Consider the following 16,797-nt stretch of genomic DNA (forward strand, 5'->3'; position numbering starts at 1 on the left):
ATTTTCCTTAGCATGCGTTAGTAGCTCTGGGGATGGCACAGAAGACTATAAATAGCTGATTTCTTTGAATTATTGCGCTTTATTGTAGTTTAGAGGAAGTGTTATTTCGAAATTAGGGCCGCGCTTGTCATCTACTACCTTAACAGTGCCATTATGTAGTCCAGCTGCCCAACGAGCAATTGACAAACCTAATCCAGTTCCGCCAGACTCAGTACCAATTCTTTTATTTCCCTTAACAAATCTACGGAAAATATCAGCTCGATCTTCTACAGGAATTTGATTACCAAAATTAACTACGTTGCTTACAACAGTATTCTGCAGATGATTAATATGAGCGCTAATTAACACACGAGTTCCGTCGTTTGAATGTTTAAGCGCGTTGGAAATAACGTTAGTAAACAATTGTGAAAGACGGTCTTGGTCTCCTGTTAATTCAATACCATTTTCAATCTGAATGCTAATTTCATGATTATGACCAGCGTCAGCTATTTCAAGAGGCTCAATAATTTCATCAATAAAATCCGCAAAATTAAATGACGTAATATTAAGGCTTTCAGCCCCTGCTTCAACCCTAGATAGGTCAAGAAGAAAAGCAATAAGATCCGCTAATCTGTGTGTTTGGTTCAAAATAGCTTCCATATTGGACTCAGTAGGTTCAACAACCCCATCTGCAAGATTTTCAAGCATCGCTTGCAAAGCAGATACTGGAGTGCGCAACTCATGGCTTACGTTTGCTATAAGTTCGCGTCTCATTTGATCAGCATGCTCAAGTTCCTCGGCCATTTCGTTAAAAGCAAGCGTAAGTTTACCAACTTCGTCGCGTCGATTTTCTACAGCAACTCTTACGGAATAATCACCGTCTGCCATTGCTTCTGAAGCGTCTTTCATTTGACGAAGAGGAGCAGTAAGTCCTCTTGAAAAAACGTAAGTGATTCCTAATGCAACAACCAGTGTTAATGGCATAGCAATCCATCCGTTTAATCCTGTTTTTAGCAAAAACCATGCCATTACGAATGCAATAGCAGTTGCGAACACAATAATCGCAGAAAGTTCAATTTTTAGAGATGAAAAAAATCCAACTGGGCGATTTGGGTAACGGTGTTCTTGCTTATTTTGATTCGATATATTGTTAGATTTTTCCTTGTTAGAAGTATTTTTCTTAAATAAAAGTTTTTTCATAATAGTTAATTAGTTTTAGATTTGCACTAATGATTTATATATAAAATTACATAATAATTATGTAAAAAGTGGTGTTAAATTAGGGTAATTTTTATGAAGCTTGTGATTGAAGTACCTGCTCATAATCATTCATAGGTGGTTCAAAAGCGTAACCTATACCGTGAACTGTGCGAATCCACTCTGAACCAATCTTATGGCGAAGTGACTTAATGTGAGAATCAACAGTTCTTGTGCCGGAAGCATCTGGCCAATCCCATACTTGTTCTAGTAGCTCTTCGCGCTTAAAAACATTATGTGGATGTCTAGCAAAAGTCGCAAGTAAATCAAATTCAGTAGGAGTAAAATGCACTTCCTCATCGTTTAGCATTACTTGGCGTTGACGAGGTTTAATAACAAGCGCTCCAAAATTAAGGGTTCGCTCATTCTCCATGGTTTTTGCTATTTGAGCAGCTCTTTCTACTCGGCGAAGCAATGCTGCGCAACGAGCAATTAATTCGCGAGGAGAAAAAGGCTTAGTCATATAATCATCAGCGCCAGCGCTTAATCCGACTATTTTATCTGCTTCTGCATCTCTAGCAGTAAGCATAAGAATAGGGACGGGTCTTTTTGCAATAATCCTACGCGTAGCCTCAATGCCATCCATTATTGGAAGCATAATATCCATGATTATAAGATCAGGTTTAAGCTGTTCTGCCGCTCTAACAGCAGATGCTCCATCAGCAGCAACTCTAGCTCTCCAGCCTTGAGCAGTAATGCGTTGTGCAATTGCTGTAGCAAGATCTGGCTCATCTTCAACCACAAGAATGGTACGAAGCGTGTTGCTAACCGATGGAGCATTTAGCATATTTTTTAATAAACCTTTCAGTGTTGTACTGGCTTTAAGAATACCGCACCTAACGCTGGAACGGTAATTCTTGCTGAGTATGGGCGAGAATGATATTCTTCAGCAGCTGCAGTAAATGTGCCATTGTGAATATCAGAACCGCAATACTTTGCGTCATCGGTTGTGAGTATCTCTTCCCACTGGCCGCCCTTTGGCAACGCAACCTGGTAGTCTTGCCAAGCTTGACCTGAGAAGTTTACTACTACAACAATTTCTTCGCCGTCATCGCCAATACGCATGTAGCTTAATGCGTTGTGGTCGGAATCGTCACTTGTAAGCCACTGGAAACCATCAGGAGTAAAGTCTTGACTCCAGAAAGCTCTAGAACTCTTATACAAGGCGTTCAAATCTGCAACAAGCTTTTGCACTCCTTGATGGAATGGCCACTGCAATTCATTCCAGTTAAGAGAAGTATTGAAGTTCCATTCGCTGGACTGTCCAATTTCACCGCCCATAAACAGCAAGTTCTTGCCTGGGTGAGACCACTGGTACGCAAGCAAAGCACGCAAGCCTGCGAACTGTTGCCATTCATCTCCTGGCATCTTTCCAAGCAGTGAACCCTTGCCATATACGACTTCATCGTGGCTTAATGGCAACACGTAATGTTCAGAATACGCGTAAACCATAGAGAAGGTAATCTCATTGTGATGCCAGCGACGATTAATTGGCTCTTCCTTAAGGTATTGCAATGTGTCGTGCATCCAACCCATGTTCCACTTCAAGCCGAAGCCTAAGCCGCCCATATCGGTTGGTGCTGTTACTCCCTGATAAGCAGTAGATTCCTCAGCAATCATCATGATGCCAGGATTATTCTTGTAAGCAGTAGCGTTTGCTTCCTTAATGAAATCAATAGCTTCAAGGTTTTCTCGACCGCCGTAAATATTTGGTCTCCACTGCCCATTTTCTCGACTGTAATCCAAGTAAAGCATGGAAGACACTGCATCGACGCGCAGTGCGTCAACGTGGTACTCATCCAACCAGAAGCAAGCATTGGCAACAAGGAAGTTGCGAACTTCGTGGCGACCAAAGTTGAAGATATAAGTACCCCAATCAGGATGTTCTCCTCGCATAGGATCAGGATCTTCATAAAGTGCCGTACCGTCGAAACGACCAAGAGCGAAGTCATCCTTAGGGAAGTGGGCAGGAACCCAATCCATAATGACACCAATTCCTGCTTTGTGAAGCTTATCTACAAGGTACTTAAAGTCATCAGGGGAGCCGAGTCGAGAATCTACAGCATAGTAGCCTGTAACCTGGTAGCCCCAAGATCCAGAGAATGGGTACTGTGTAAGAGGCATAAACTCAACGTGAGTAAAGCCTTCTTTTTGCACGTAGTCAACCAAGTGGTCAGCAAGCTCGCGATAATTACCTAAATCGCGATTCCAACTGTTAGCTTGTATTTCGTAAATACTTATTGGGCCATTGTGTGCATCAGTTTTTGCACGCTTATCCATCCAATCGGTATCGTGCCACTTAAATTCAGAATCGACAACAATGGATCCAGTATTTGGTGGAACTTCATGAGAGCGTTCCATTGGATCGGCCTTCATAATCCAGTTGCCAGACTGCGTAAGAATTTCATACTTGTATACTTCGCCAGCTGTAACACCTGGAATGAAAAGTTCCCAAATTCCTGAAGATCCAAGGGAGCGCATTGCGTGACGTCGGCCATTCCAGTAATTAAAGTTTCCAACAACTCGAACTGCGCGAGCATTCGGCGCCCAAACAGAAAAAGCAGTGCCGGTTACTTTCTTTACCATCTTACCTGTTTCAGGAGAAACAAGACCCCAAGAATCGGTAATAGTCTTAATATGCGCGCCTAACGCTTCCCAAAGACGTTCATGACGACCTTCGCCGAACAGGTACATATCAAGATCGCCAACTTGAGGCAAATAGCGATACGGGTCATCGTCTGTTGATTCAGAGCCGTCAATTTCTACAGTATGAACGCGGTAGCTTGGCACAGACCAAGTTTTACTTTTCGCATGCTTTACTGCAGGAATAACAGCGGTAAAAATGCCATTATATTCATGCTTAGCTTCGTATTCTCCGCTCTTGGTGAGAATTACTACTTTCTTTGCCATTGGGCGTAAAACGCGGACGGTTACAGTGTCAGCACCTTTGTCAGTTCCAAGGTGGCCGCCGAGAACCTCATGTGGATTGTAATACTCTGCATTGCTCACCGCAGCTAATACGTCCTGACGGACTGGGACTGCGACTGCATCTTCATTGATGTTAGTAACTGTACTCATGTTGACTATCATACATGGTTTATTGCTATAAGTCGCGTGTGTTTCGCAGTATTGTGAAAAATTTATGAAAGTTTTTTCAAGTCTTGCCCTTATGGGAAACTGTTATGAGTTTTTCTGTGCGTACGGAGGGTTCTGTTGGAATATCAAGTCGGCGATATGGTCGTCTATCCTCGTCACGGTGCAGCTCGTGTTGAAGAAATAAGTGAGCGCACTGTAAAAGGTGTAACTCGTCAATATCTGCGCTTAGTAGTGTTGTCGTCAGATGGTTTGGAAATTAATGTACCAGTAGACAATGTTAAAAAAGTAGGCGTACGTGACATTGTTGGGGCTCAAGAAGTAGCAAAAGTTTTTGAAATTTTGCGCACTCCAATTATTGAAAAAGAAATGAATTGGTCTAGGCGGTACAAGCTTAATGTTGAGAAGATTGCCACCGGTGATGTGAACAATATTGCTGAAGTTGTGCGTGATTTATCTCAACGCGATGTAGACGAGCATGGTCTGTCTGCTGGCGAAAAGCGTATGCTTTCACGCGCTCGCAGTATTCTAATTTCTGAAATTGCTTTGTCTGAAAAGATTGATGAATTGGAAGCTGAGCGTCTTCTTGATGTAAATCTTGGCTACAAAGACCCCCAGGAAGGTGATGATAAGCATCATACTTGCGCGCCTGATGAGCCTGCATCTCAGACTTTATTGCTTTTAGAAGAGCGTAATAAAAAAGCAAAAAAGAAGTAAGTCTAAATTTTTAATTAGTTAATTTAGTTAATTTAATAATGTAACTGTTTTACAAATTAAATTAATTGTTAGATTTCAGCAATAAAAAATCTCTTGCACCATATGATGCAAGAGATTTTTTGTTATAGCGATTGAAGCTTTGTTACTGTTTACTTGCCTGGATCTTGCTGACCCTGATTTGAATTCTTAGGATCAGTATTCTTGGCTATAGTTGGCTTCTTAGTAATAGGTTTCTTTGGTGAATCTTGATCATCAATATTCTTGCGCATATCTTTTGTATCGTTAAGAGAGTTTTGAAGATCATCGCAAATTTTCAAAATCCACTGATCTAGCTGATTGGCATACTTAGGCATAAGCTCACTTACGCGTACTGTCGACGTGTAGCTTCTACCAGCAATACCATTTAGAAGATTAAGAACATCATTGCCTTGCTGACTATCACTAATAAGAACATCAATCTTACGATCTTCAATGAGCTTTTGGAATTCTTCTACACTTGAACGTTGTGGTTCAGTGTTATTGCTTATAGCGTCAGAATATTCCTTAGGAGCTGCATCCTTTACGTTCATGTCTGCCATAAGCCAGAACAGAATTGGCGAGGTTGAAGCATATTTTGCATCACTATGATTTTTAGCAAAATCACTAATAGAACTTGCTAATTTCTTTTCGCTATTTTGCCATTCAGATAGTCGCTGAGCAAAATCATGCTTCTTAGCCGGAAGAACCTTTGAGAAAGTATCAGCCATTGATGAAGCCATAGCTTCTCTTGCATCGTGAGAGAACCACAAGTACGGATTATCTCCATTTAATGCACCAACTGTTGCAGCTGCACTGATAGTTTCAGCCTTTTTTGGATGCACTTTAGAAGCCCAATCGTCGTATCCTGCGCCGTTTGTAATTAATACTTGCGCATCCTGCATATTTTCCAAGTCTTTTGGTTTAGGCTTAAAAGATGAAATATCAGTATTTGCACCAGCCATTATCGATTCGACTTTAACGTCTTTACCGCCGATTTCTTTAGCCAAGCTGCCCCAAGTATCTACAGTAGATACAACAGTTATTTGTGTTGCTGCTTTAGGTTTTCTTTTGGCTTTTCTACCTGCTGACCGCATGCCGAAAATCCAAGAAGTACTGCAGATGCAATAAGGCATGTTGAAACGGTTTTGCCAAATTTTTTTGCCGCGCAAATAATGGTACGCATCACTGTGGCTCCTTCTTTGATAATAGTGCGTCGGCGCACATTAGTTTTGCTTGTCGACTAATACACTTCTATACCTCACGATAGCCTATCCTTACGAATTGTGCGAGTTGGGAGGCATATTTATGGTTATTGTTCTTGATGGTAAAGCACTTGCTGGCAAAATTAAGGAAGATTTGTCTGCACGCGTTGCGCTATTGCGTAAAAATGGTATTGAACCGGGATTGGGTACTCTACTTGTTGGGAATGATCCTGGATCATTAAAGTATGTTGCTGGAAAACACAAAGATTGCGAAGAAGTTGGGATTCGTTCAATCAGATGTGATTTGCCAGAAGATGCTAGTGAAGATGACATTCTTAAAGCAGTTGAGCAATTGAACAATGATCCGCTTTGTACAGGTTTTATTGTGCAATTGCCTCTTCCTAAGGGCGTGGATTCTCAAAATATTATTGCGGCAATAGACCCTGCAAAAGATTGTGATGGAATGCATCCTTATAATCTAGGCGAGCTTGTGATGCATATTTCTGGAGATATTACAACGCCTTTGCCGTGTACTCCTCGTGGAATTTTAGCTTTGTTAGACGAGTATGGAATTAATCTTTCTGGTAAAAACGTTTGTGTTCTCGGTCGAGGAATCACGGTTGGGCGAACAATCGGTCTGCTTCTTACGCGCAGGGGAGTAGATGCAACTGTTACACTATGCCACACTCATACTAAAAATTTGCAGGAAATTATGCGTGGATCTGACGTTATTATTGCTGCAATGGGCTGTGCTGGTTTTGTTAAGCCAGAAGATATTAAACCTGGTGCAGTTCTAGTTGACGTTGGCGTATCTCGCATATTTGATGAGGAAGCGGGAAGATATCGTATAAAAGGCGATGTGGATGTTGCTTGCCGTGAGATTGCTGGAGCATATTCTCCAAATCCTGGTGGAGTAGGCCCTATGACACGCGCTATGCTTCTTGCGAATGTTGTTGATATGGCTGAAAGAAAGCTTCAAAATTAATATTTCGACACTCCCGGACTAAAACGGCAATTTTGGCTAGGCCTGCCTATAAACTAGCTCTTTGTGTGCGTAGTATCGCGCATAACTATAACTAAATATCGAGTAATATCCACCCCAAGAAGAAACCACTAATAAATAATGGCAGAGAATAATAACGAAGTCGCCAAGGTTGCGATTAATGATATTGGCACCGAAGAAGACTTCATCAAGGCAGTCGATTCAACCATCAAGAATTTTGATGATGGTGATTTAGTTGAAGGTACCGTCGTAAAGATTGATCACGACGAAGTATTGTTGGATATCGGCTACAAGACTGAAGGTGTAATTCCTTCCCGTGAACTTTCCATCAAGAAAGACGTTGATCCAGATGATGTCGTTGAAGTTGGCGACACCATTGAAGCCCTTGTTGTTACTAAGGAAGACAAGGAAGGACGTCTTATTCTCTCCAAGAAGCGTGCACAGTATGAGCGTGCTTGGGGTGACATCGAGAAGATTAAGGATGCAGACGGCATCGTTGAAGGTACAGTTATTGAAGCTGTTAAGGGCGGCTTGATTGTAGACATCGGTCTTCGTGGCTTCTTGCCAGCTTCCCTCGTTGAAATGCGTCGCGTTCGCGATCTTTCCCCATACATTGGCCAGAAGATTAAGGCTAAGATTCTTGAGCTCGATAAGAACCGCAACAACGTTGTGCTTTCTCGTCGTCAGTTCCTTGAGGAAACCCAGTCCGAAGTTCGCGAGACCTTCCTCTCGCAGCTTAAGAAGGGTCAGATTCGCGAAGGCGTTGTGTCTTCTATCGTAAACTTCGGCGCATTTGTTGACCTCGGCGGCGTTGACGGCCTCATTCACGTGTCTGAGCTTTCTTGGAAGCACATCGATCACCCATCTGAGGTTGTTAAGGTTGGCGATAAGGTTACCGTTGAAGTTCTCGACGTTGATCTCGATCGCGAACGTATTTCCCTTTCCCTTAAGGCAACTCAGGAAGATCCATGGCAGCGCTTCGCTCGCACCCATGTTCCTGGACAGGTTGTTAAGGGCAAGGTTACCAAGATCGTTCAGTTCGGTGTGTTCATCTCCGTTGAAGATGGTATTGAGGGCTTGGTTCACATTTCTGAGCTTGCAAACCGTCACGTAGAGAACCCAGAAACTGTTGTTAAGGCTAACGAAGAAGTATTCGTGAAGGTTATCGACGTTGATCTTGATCGTCGTCGTATCTCCCTCTCCTTGAAGCAAGCTACTGAAGCTGTCGATCCAAATTCTGAAGATTTCGATCCAGCTCTCTACGGCATGCCAGCTGAATATGATGCTGAAGGTAACTACAAGTACCCAGAAGGCTTCGATCCAAACACTAATGAGTGGATGGCTGGATACGAGCAGCAGCGCGAAGAGTGGGAAGCTCAGTATGCTGCAGCTCACGAGCTTTGGGAAGAACACAAGGCATTCGCTGCTAAGGAACTCGCAGCTGCAGCTGAATCTGCTGCCGCTGACGGCCAGAGCGAAGAAGCTGAAAAGAAGCCAACTAAGGAAGAGAAGAAGGAAGAAGTTGCTTCCAACTATTCTTCTGAGGCTTCTAACGAAGGTGCTTTAGCTGATTCCGATCAGCTCGCAGCTTTGCGCGAACAGCTTTTGAGCGAAAAGAAGTAGTTTTCTACTTTCTACTAGAAGCTTATTAACAATTGCCCTGGTGAGTGATCATCGGGGCAATTTTGTTTATGTTTTACTACTATTTTGAGTATGTTTTGCGAGTATTTTTGTGACTCAAGTTTTGTAATTAAATATAGGTACAATTAATTTTCTTTTAAGAATCATGATTATATGATGCTTTTAAGCATTAATCATAATTATTAAAAGGATTGGTGAAGATTATGAGCACGTTTGACAACAATCAGAAAAATGCTCAGTCCCCTTCGTACGATGGGAATAGTGAGGAGAACGCTAAAGCAACTTTAGTAAGCTCGCGCAATAAAATTGTTGCAGGTTTGCTAGCGATTTTCTTAGGCACATTAGGTATTCACAATTTCTATCTTGGTTTTAAAGGCAAGGCGATTGCACAGCTGCTTATTTCTGTTCTTTCCTTTGGTTTTCTGTTGATCATTACAGCAATATGGGCATTGGTTGAGGGTATTTTGATTCTTTGCTCAAAGCCTGGAACTAAGTGGCACAAAGATGCTGATGGTGCTGAGTTAAAGGATTAGTGTTTTATAATTATTGTTAATAAATAAGATGCCCTGGTGAGTGATTATCTGGGCATCTTTTAATATCTTTAGTAATAACGCTTTTATTTATTAATTTTTTATTATATAGTTTTTAAGAAAATAAATTTCTTACGAGAGAAAGTGTAATTATTGTGAGTGATTTAGATAATCAAACTGGAGATTACGCCGGCTCTGACGGACAGCCACAGTACGGACAGCCACAGTACAATGATCTGTCTCAGCAGTACAACCAGGCTCAGCCACAATATAACGACCAATCCCAGTATGGTGCTCAGCCTCAGTACAATGCTCAGCCACAGTATGGTCAGTACTCTCAGTCTGCTCCTCAGTACAATCAAGCGTCTTCCTACTCTAACTATGGGTCTAATAATTATTCATCAAACACATACAGAAGCTCTCGTAACAAGATTGCTGCAGGCCTGTTAGCGATTTTCTTGGGCGCTTTGGGTGTGCACAATTTCTATCTTGGTTTTAAAGGCAAGGCTATTGCCCAGCTTCTTATTTCTATTCTTTCTTTCGGCTTGCTGGCTTTTGTTTCTGGAATTTGGGCATTTATTGAAGGAATTTGCATTCTTTGCTCTCAGCCTGGTTCTAAGTGGCATAAGGATGCCGATGGTGCTGAACTTCAAGACTAATTTTACAATTACTATTTAGCATATAATGCCCCGGTAATTATTTACTGGGGCATTACTTATAATTTATATATGACAATAATGCGTATTGCGATAACGGGCGGAATTGCTGCCGGAAAATCTACAGTAGTAAACCATTTGCATTCGCTTGGCGCTTTTGTTATAGATTACGATGTTTTAGCGCGTAAAGTGGTGGAACCAGGAAGTGCAGTATTGCAGCGAATCGTAGGAATTTTTGGGGAAAATGCCGTTTTGGAAGACGGTTCTTTAAATCGTGCGTTTATTGCAGAGCATATTTTTGGAGATGACGATGAACGTAAGCAAGCGTTAAGTAAGCTTGAGGATGTAATTCATCCTGCTATTTATGATTGTGCAAAGACTTTAGAAAGCGAATATAAAATCGAATATTCTAGTAAAATTTCTAAAGAAAATCGCAATGAAATAAGCAGTATAAGCTCGGTTATTGTGCACGATATTCCACTTCTTGCGCAAGTAATTGACAGCATTCCATTCAGTTTTGACCATATTATTACTATTGAAGCGCCTAAAGAAATTCGCGTTAAGCGAATGATAAGCGAGCGAAATATGACGGAGAGACAAGCTTTAGCGCGCATAAATAGTCAGCTTCCAAGTAAAGCTCGAAAAGCTATGGCAGATTTTGTTGTAGATTCAACGAAACCGATGGAATCTATGCTTAAAAGTGTTGACAATATGCTGAAAACATGGCTGCAAGAAATAAACAATAAACAATCAAAGCGCTGAAATGGCAAAATTGGGGAAGTAAAAGATTATGTCGAATAAAATTCAGCGCACAAACAAGCCGTTTGTTGTAAAAGCTCCGTACAAGCCTTCGGGTGATCAGCCGCAAGCAATAGAAGCGTTGGCGAATCGCATTGAAAACGGCGAAAATGACGTTGTTTTAATGGGTGCTACGGGAACTGGTAAAACTGCTACAACTGCTTGGCTTATTGAGCGTTTGCAGCGTCCTACTCTTATTATTGAGCCGAATAAAACTTTAGCGGCTCAGCTTTGCGCGGAGTTTCGTGAGCTTATGCCAGATAATGCCGTGAGCTATTTTGTGTCTTACTACGATTACTATCAGCCAGAAGCGTACATTCCGCAAACAGACACGTATATTGAAAAAGATTCCAATATTAACGACGATGTTGAGCGGCTTCGTCATGCTGCTACAGCGAATTTGCTTACTAGACGCGATTGCGTTGTTGTGGCTACTGTTTCTTGCATTTATGGACTTGGTACTCCAGAGGAGTATGCAGAGAGAATGCTTATGCTAAACGTTGGCCAGCAGCTTGAGCGAGATACGCTTCTTCGCCAGTTTGTGAGCATGCAATATAAGCGCAACGATATTGCTTTTACGCGTGGAACTTTTAGAGTGCGCGGAGACACTGTTGAGATTATTCCAGTGTACGAAGAATTAGCTGTGCGAATTGAGTTATTTGGTGACGAAATCGACAGAATTACAATGTTGCATCCTCTTACAGGAGAAGTGATTCGCCAGGAGAGTAGCGTTCATATTTTCCCAGCATCTCACTACATTGCAGGGCCAGAGCGCATGGAACGCGCGCTAGAGGCTATTGAAAAAGAGCGTGACGAACGCGTTGCACAACTTAAAAAGCAGAACAAATTGCTGGAAGCTCAGCGTTTAGAAATGCGAACTACATATGATCTGGAGATGCTGCGTCAGGTTGGTGTGTGCCCAGGAGTGGAAAATTATTCTAGGCATTTTGACGGACGCGATGCAGGCACGCCTCCGCATACGCTGCTTGACTTTTTCCCAGACGACTTTTTGCTAGTTTTAGACGAGTCGCATGTAACAGTGCCGCAAATCGGAGCCATGTATGAGGGTGATGCTTCGCGCAAAAGAACGCTTGTGGAGCATGGCTTTAGGCTGCCTTCTGCAATGGATAATCGCCCGTTAAAGTGGAAAGAATTTTTGGAGCATGTTGGTCAAACTGTGTATCTTTCTGCAACGCCTGGAGATTATGAGTTGGGGCTTTCTGACGGCGTAGTTGAGCAGATTATTCGCCCAACTGGTTTGCTTGACCCTAAGATTGAGGTTCGACCTGTGGAAGGTCAGGTTGACGATTTGCTTGCGGAAATCAAGGAGCGAGTGGCAAAAGATGAGCGTGTGCTTGTTACTACTCTTACGAAGAAAATGGCGGAAGACTTAACCGAGTACTTTTTGGAGCTTGGAATTAAAGTTGAGTACTTGCATTCAGATGTTGATACTTTGCGCAGAGTGGAGCTTTTGCGCGAGCTTCGCGAAGGCAAAATTGATGTGATTGTTGGCATTAATTTGCTTCGTGAGGGTTTGGATTTGCCGGAAGTCTCGCTTGTTGCGATTTTGGATGCAGATAAGGAAGGTTTCTTAAGATCTTACCGCTCGCTTATTCAGACGATTGGTCGTGCTGCTCGTAACGTTTCTGGAACTGTTCTTATGTATGCGGATACTGTTACTGATGCTATGAGCAAGGCGATTAGCGAGACAGAACGCCGTCGCGAAAAGCAAATCGCGTATAACAAGGCTCATGGAATTGATCCTAAGCCTTTGCGAAAGAAGATTAGTGACGTGAACGACATGCTTGCTAAAGAAGATGTTGATACGCAAACTTTGCTAGCAGGCGGTTACAGGAATGCTAATAAGGCTGGGAACTCGCATTATGGCGTGCCAAAAGAGCCAAATCTTGGGCAGCAAAGCAAAGAAAAGCGTATGGCAAATGTTTCTGCGTTGCCACAAGACGATATTATGTCGCTGATTAAAAATTTGAGCGAGCAAATGCATGTTGCTGCGCAGCAGTTGCAATTCGAGTTGGCTGCTCGTTTGCGCGACGAAATACGCGATTTAAAGAAAGAGTTGCGGCAAATGGATGAGGCTAATAAGTAAGGGTAATGAGTGAGCGCAGCTAGTCGTGGTTAATTTTAATGAATAAATAGGCGCGAGTTTTGCCTATAGGTCACAATTTGCTGGTACACTATTACTCGGAAAGTGGGTATTTTCCCATTTAAAAATAAACAAAGGAAATAGGTAGGCATTATGCGTAAAGCCAAAATTGTTGATACCATTGGTCCAGCTACAGAATCGTTGGAAGGTATTACCAAGCTTGTTGAAGCTGGTATGGATGTTGCTCGTTTGAACCGTTCTCACGGCACTCCTGAAGATCATTTGCGCGTTTACAACAATGTTCGTGCAGCTTCCAAGTCCACTGGCCGCAATGTTGCTGCTCTTGTTGATTTGCAGGGTCCAAAGATTCGCTGTGGTTGGTTCAAGAAGAACGCTGATGGTGAAGATAAGGTTTATTTGGAAGAAGGCCAGGAGTTCATCATTACTACTGATGATGTTGAAGGAGACGAGCATCGCACTTCCACAACCTTCAAGGGCTTGCCAGGAGATTGCCATGCAGGCGACCCAATTCTTATTGATGATGGTAAGGTTCGTCTTGAGGTAACTAAGGTTGAAGGCAACGACGTTCACACTAAGGTTATTGTTGCTGGCCCAGTTTCCAGCCACAAGGGCATTAACCTTCCAGGCGTTGCAGTTTCTCTTCCAGCTTTGACCGAAAAAGATGAGTCTGATCTTCGTTGGGCTATTCGCACTGGCGCTGACATTATTGCTATGTCCTTCGTGCGTTTTGCTACCGATATTGATCGCGCTCACGAAATCATGGACGAAGAAGGTCGTCGTATTCCAATCGTCGCCAAGATTGAAAAGCCACAGGCTGTTGAAAACTTGGAAGAGATTGTTAAGACCTTCGATGGCATTATGGTTGCTCGTGGTGATATGGCTGTGGAAATGCCTCTTGAAGAGGTTCCACTTGTTACCAAGCGCTGCATTGAGCTTTCTCGCCGTTATGCAAAGCCAGTTATCGTTGCTACCGAAGTTCTTGGCACAATGGTTAACTCTCCAGTACCAACTCGTGCAGAAGCTTCCGATTGTGCTAACGCTGTTCTCGATGGTGCTGACGCAACAATGACTTCTAACGAAACTGCTGTTGGTAAGTATCCAGATGTTACTGTAAAGACTATGTCTCGCATTTCTCAGTATGCTACCGAGAATGGCTATGATCGCATTCCTGCAGTTGAGCTTGATATGTCTAGCACCGGCGCAGTTTCCTCTGCAGCTGTTGATTTGGCAGATAAGCTTAACGCTAAGGCTATTGTTGCCTACACTCAGACTGGTCGTACGGTTCATCGTATTTCCCGCGAACGTCCAACTGCTCCAATCTACGGATTGACCAACAATGAGCACACTTATCACTGGTTGGCTTTGAGCTGGGGTACTGAAGGATTCTTGATTAGTGAAGATTATCACGATATGAATCGTCACGATTTGATGATTTTCACCGACAAGGTTCTTCGTGAGGCTGGTAAGGTTTCAGATGGTGACCAGATTGTTATCTTGAGCACTGCTCAGGGTGAGCGTCAGGCTGGTCGTACTGACTCCATCTACGTTCACACAGTTGGTGCTTGCGACTAATATTACGCGGTTTTGCACATGCGTTTAGTATGATTTAATTTTTTAATTATTTACTTGCGCATGTGTAGGACGTATAACGTGTAACGTATAAGTTGTGACTTGTAATGCGCGCTTCCTATCTGTAGGTTGCGCGCATTGCTTGTATTTAATCGCAAATATTCAATATTGCGACACGCGCAAAACGCCTTAACTATTTGCATGCAGCTTAAAGTGTGCTATAGTCGACAAGTCGCAAAAAATTGCGAAAAATTGAAGATGCCCCTGTATCCCAATTGGTAGAGGAAACAGCCTCAAAATCTGTGCAGTGTGAGTTCGAGTCTCACCGGGGGCACGTGCACAACGTCACTTAGCTTGCTGAGTGACGTTTTTTTATTTCGTTTTAATATTCAGACATAAACAGTAAAGCGTATAATAATAAAAGCATTTTCGCACAATAAAACAATGAATGTGCTGTACGTGATGTGAAAGGAACAAAGATGATCCGCAGTGCAAAATTGCAAGTAGGTAAGCGTAAAAAAAGTAATTATGCTAGCGAATTAATCAATAATTACAAGCATAAATTAATGTTTGTATTTGCGTCATTCGCTGCTGTAGCAACAATATTAATGTGTGTGTTTACCATTGTTCCAAACTCTTCGGCATTTGCTTCAACTAAATCAACAAACAGCCTTCCACAAAAGGGCGTTATTGTTACAGCTTTTCAGCAAAACTGGAGGAGTATTGCCAAGGAGTGCAAAGAAACGTATGGTCCTGAAGGTGTTAAGTATGTTCAGGTGTCTCCTCCGGAGGATCATATTAAAGGAAAAGCGTGGTGGACTTCTTACCAGCCTGTTAGTTACAATCTAAATTCCAAACTTGGCACTGAAGATGAGTTTAAGAATATGATTACTACGTGTAAAGCTGCGAAGGTTGGAATTATTGTTGACGCTGTAATTAACCACACAACAGGCGCTGATAATAAAGACACTATTGGTGTTGGTGGCAGTAAATATGATGCTGCAAATCAGAGCTATCCTGATGCTGGTTACACAAAAGATGATTTCCATCAAATAGATAGAGATATTTACACGTATAGTGATGCTCAAGTAGTTTGGAATTATCGTTTAGTTGGTTTGCTTGATTTGGATACTTCTAAGCCGCATGTGCAAAAAACTCTTGGTAACTATTTTGCAAAATTGCTAAAAATGGGTGTAGCTGGCTTCCGCGTGGACGCTGTAAAGCATATTGCGCCAAACGAGATGCAAGCTATTAAAAAAGCTGCAGCAGAGGCGAGTGGAATTAAGCCTGAACACATTTGGTGGATGCAGGAAACGATTGGGGACAGTAATGGTGCGAAAGAAAATCAGCCAAATAAATATGTTGGAACTGGTGAAGTAGACGAGTTTGAGTATTCGTATCGTTTGCGAAATTATTTTTATGGTTCAATTGACAATTTGAAGCATATTACAGATGGTCTTATTCCTAATAAGAGTGCTGCTATTTTTGTTACGAATTGGGATACTGAGCGAGATAATGCCACAAGTGTTCTTACTTATAAAGATGGCAAATTATATGAGCTTGCGAATGCTTTTATGCTTGCTTACCCGTATGGTACGCCAAATATTTACTCTGGATACAAGTTTAGTGCGCGGGATGTTGGTGCTCCTGGTGCAACTGAAACGTCTGTGCCAGATGCAAGCTGTGGTAAGGATTCAAAGTGGCAGTGCACTCAACGCTGGACTTCAATTCGAGGCATGATTGGCTTCTATAATGCTGTTAAAGGCACGAAAGTAACTAAGTGGCAGGATGACGAAAGTAATAATATTGCTTTTAGTCGCACAAATAAGGGTTTCTTCGCTATTAATAATGACGATAAGCAAAATGATGTTAACTACAATACTGATTTGCCGGATGGCGAGTATTGCAATGTCTATGCATCAAAGAATTGCGAAAAGACTGTAACTGTTAGCGGTGGGAAAGTTGAAACTACAATTCCTTCTCATTCTGCAGTGGCATTGCATGTTAATGCTGTAAAGCACTTTGGTAGCAATTCTGCAATTAATAAAATACTTCTGGTATTTGTTGCTATTTTTATAGCTTTGGTTGTGGCTCTTGCAGTTAGATTTAGGAAGCGTGTAAAGGATGTAGCTAAAGATAATGGAGCTAAATAAATAAGTTAAATTGTGAAGTGATAAATAAATTGTTACAAATAGAAAAGTATAAATAA

General features: G+C 42.1%; 12 protein-coding genes, 1 tRNA gene and 1 pseudogene. 10 read left to right on the forward strand and 4 right to left on the reverse strand.

Annotation, left to right across the window (positions count from 1 at the left end):
• Positions 1-69: 69 nt before the first annotated feature.
• The 3 genes from CGSMWGV1500E_RS03250 to glgB all read right to left on the reverse strand — a co-directional run bounded on the left by CGSMWGV1500E_RS03250 (position 70) and on the right by glgB (position 4,314).
• Positions 70-1,179 (reverse strand): sensor histidine kinase, encoded by a 1,110-nt coding sequence (locus tag CGSMWGV1500E_RS03250; RefSeq protein ID WP_004127940.1) that lies wholly within the window; start codon positions 1,177-1,179, stop codon positions 70-72.
• A gap of 91 nt (positions 1,180-1,270) precedes the next feature.
• Positions 1,271-2,023: a response regulator transcription factor gene (locus CGSMWGV1500E_RS03245; protein ID WP_004127943.1), complete on the reverse strand. Its 753-nt coding sequence runs from the start codon at positions 2,021-2,023 to the stop codon at positions 1,271-1,273.
• A 17-nt stretch (positions 2,024-2,040) separates the two neighbouring features.
• Positions 2,041-4,314, reverse strand: a complete 2,274-nt coding sequence (gene glgB / locus CGSMWGV1500E_RS03240; protein WP_004127946.1) for a 1,4-alpha-glucan branching protein GlgB — start codon at positions 4,312-4,314, stop codon at positions 2,041-2,043.
• Positions 4,315-4,449: 135 nt separating this feature from the next.
• On the opposite strand from glgB, the gene CGSMWGV1500E_RS03235 reads away from it, so the two are divergent.
• The gene (locus tag CGSMWGV1500E_RS03235) at positions 4,450-5,046 is read left to right on the forward strand and encodes a CarD family transcriptional regulator (RefSeq protein ID WP_004127948.1); all 597 of its coding nucleotides are present in this window, start codon (positions 4,450-4,452) and stop codon (positions 5,044-5,046) included.
• A gap of 149 nt (positions 5,047-5,195) precedes the next feature.
• Here CGSMWGV1500E_RS03235 and CGSMWGV1500E_RS03230 read toward each other — a convergent pair.
• A pseudogene (locus tag CGSMWGV1500E_RS03230) lies at positions 5,196-6,247 on the reverse strand (metal ABC transporter solute-binding protein, Zn/Mn family).
• A gap of 122 nt (positions 6,248-6,369) precedes the next feature.
• Here CGSMWGV1500E_RS03230 and CGSMWGV1500E_RS03225 point away from each other — a divergent pair.
• From CGSMWGV1500E_RS03225 to CGSMWGV1500E_RS03185, 9 genes are all read left to right on the forward strand, one after another.
• On the forward strand, positions 6,370-7,251 hold the full coding sequence (locus tag CGSMWGV1500E_RS03225; RefSeq protein WP_004127956.1) for a bifunctional methylenetetrahydrofolate dehydrogenase/methenyltetrahydrofolate cyclohydrolase: 882 nt from the start codon (positions 6,370-6,372) through the stop codon (positions 7,249-7,251).
• Between the two features lie 138 nt (positions 7,252-7,389).
• Positions 7,390-8,892 carry a 30S ribosomal protein S1 gene (gene rpsA / locus CGSMWGV1500E_RS03220; RefSeq protein WP_004127959.1) on the forward strand — a complete coding sequence of 501 codons (1,503 nt, stop codon included), beginning with the start codon at positions 7,390-7,392 and terminating at the stop codon, positions 8,890-8,892.
• A 221-nt stretch (positions 8,893-9,113) separates the two neighbouring features.
• Positions 9,114-9,443 (forward strand): TM2 domain-containing protein, encoded by a 330-nt coding sequence (locus CGSMWGV1500E_RS03215; protein ID WP_004127962.1) that lies wholly within the window; start codon positions 9,114-9,116, stop codon positions 9,441-9,443.
• 152 nt (positions 9,444-9,595) lie between these two features.
• Positions 9,596-10,099: a TM2 domain-containing protein gene (locus tag CGSMWGV1500E_RS03210; RefSeq protein ID WP_004127965.1), complete on the forward strand. Its 504-nt coding sequence runs from the start codon at positions 9,596-9,598 to the stop codon at positions 10,097-10,099.
• 69 nt (positions 10,100-10,168) lie between these two features.
• Complete coding sequence (coaE, locus tag CGSMWGV1500E_RS03205) at positions 10,169-10,858, forward strand: dephospho-CoA kinase (protein WP_004127970.1); 690 nt, start codon at positions 10,169-10,171, stop codon at positions 10,856-10,858.
• 28 nt (positions 10,859-10,886) lie between these two features.
• Positions 10,887-13,001 carry an excinuclease ABC subunit UvrB gene (gene uvrB / locus CGSMWGV1500E_RS03200; protein ID WP_004127975.1) on the forward strand — a complete coding sequence of 705 codons (2,115 nt, stop codon included), beginning with the start codon at positions 10,887-10,889 and terminating at the stop codon, positions 12,999-13,001.
• Positions 13,002-13,151: 150 nt separating this feature from the next.
• Complete coding sequence (gene pyk, locus CGSMWGV1500E_RS03195) at positions 13,152-14,591, forward strand: pyruvate kinase (protein WP_004127978.1); 1,440 nt, start codon at positions 13,152-13,154, stop codon at positions 14,589-14,591.
• A gap of 257 nt (positions 14,592-14,848) precedes the next feature.
• Positions 14,849-14,922, forward strand: a tRNA-Leu gene (locus CGSMWGV1500E_RS03190).
• A 145-nt stretch (positions 14,923-15,067) separates the two neighbouring features.
• Positions 15,068-16,741, forward strand: a complete 1,674-nt coding sequence (locus CGSMWGV1500E_RS03185; protein WP_004127981.1) for an alpha-amylase — start codon at positions 15,068-15,070, stop codon at positions 16,739-16,741.
• The last annotated feature ends 56 nt before the right edge of the window (positions 16,742-16,797 follow it).

Origin of the sequence: Gardnerella vaginalis 1500E, assembly GCF_000263595.1 — a bacterium.
Classification (GTDB): domain Bacteria; phylum Actinomycetota; class Actinomycetes; order Actinomycetales; family Bifidobacteriaceae; genus Bifidobacterium; species Bifidobacterium vaginale_E.

Coding starts and splice junctions, on each gene's coding strand:
- coaE (WP_004127970.1), top strand. CDS start 10,169: ATGACAATAATGCGTATTGCGATAACGGGCGGAATTGCTGCCGGAAAA.
- pyk (WP_004127978.1), top strand. CDS start 13,152: ATGCGTAAAGCCAAAATTGTTGATACCATTGGTCCAGCTACAGAATCG.
- CGSMWGV1500E_RS03215 (WP_004127962.1), top strand. CDS start 9,114: ATGAGCACGTTTGACAACAATCAGAAAAATGCTCAGTCCCCTTCGTAC.
- glgB (WP_004127946.1), bottom strand. CDS start 4,314: ATGAGTACAGTTACTAACATCAATGAAGATGCAGTCGCAGTCCCAGTC.
- CGSMWGV1500E_RS03250 (WP_004127940.1), bottom strand. CDS start 1,179: ATGAAAAAACTTTTATTTAAGAAAAATACTTCTAACAAGGAAAAATCT.
- CGSMWGV1500E_RS03225 (WP_004127956.1), top strand. CDS start 6,370: ATGGTTATTGTTCTTGATGGTAAAGCACTTGCTGGCAAAATTAAGGAA.
- CGSMWGV1500E_RS03245 (WP_004127943.1), bottom strand. CDS start 2,023: ATGCTAAATGCTCCATCGGTTAGCAACACGCTTCGTACCATTCTTGTG.
- rpsA (WP_004127959.1), top strand. CDS start 7,390: ATGGCAGAGAATAATAACGAAGTCGCCAAGGTTGCGATTAATGATATT.
- CGSMWGV1500E_RS03185 (WP_004127981.1), top strand. CDS start 15,068: ATGATCCGCAGTGCAAAATTGCAAGTAGGTAAGCGTAAAAAAAGTAAT.
- uvrB (WP_004127975.1), top strand. CDS start 10,887: ATGTCGAATAAAATTCAGCGCACAAACAAGCCGTTTGTTGTAAAAGCT.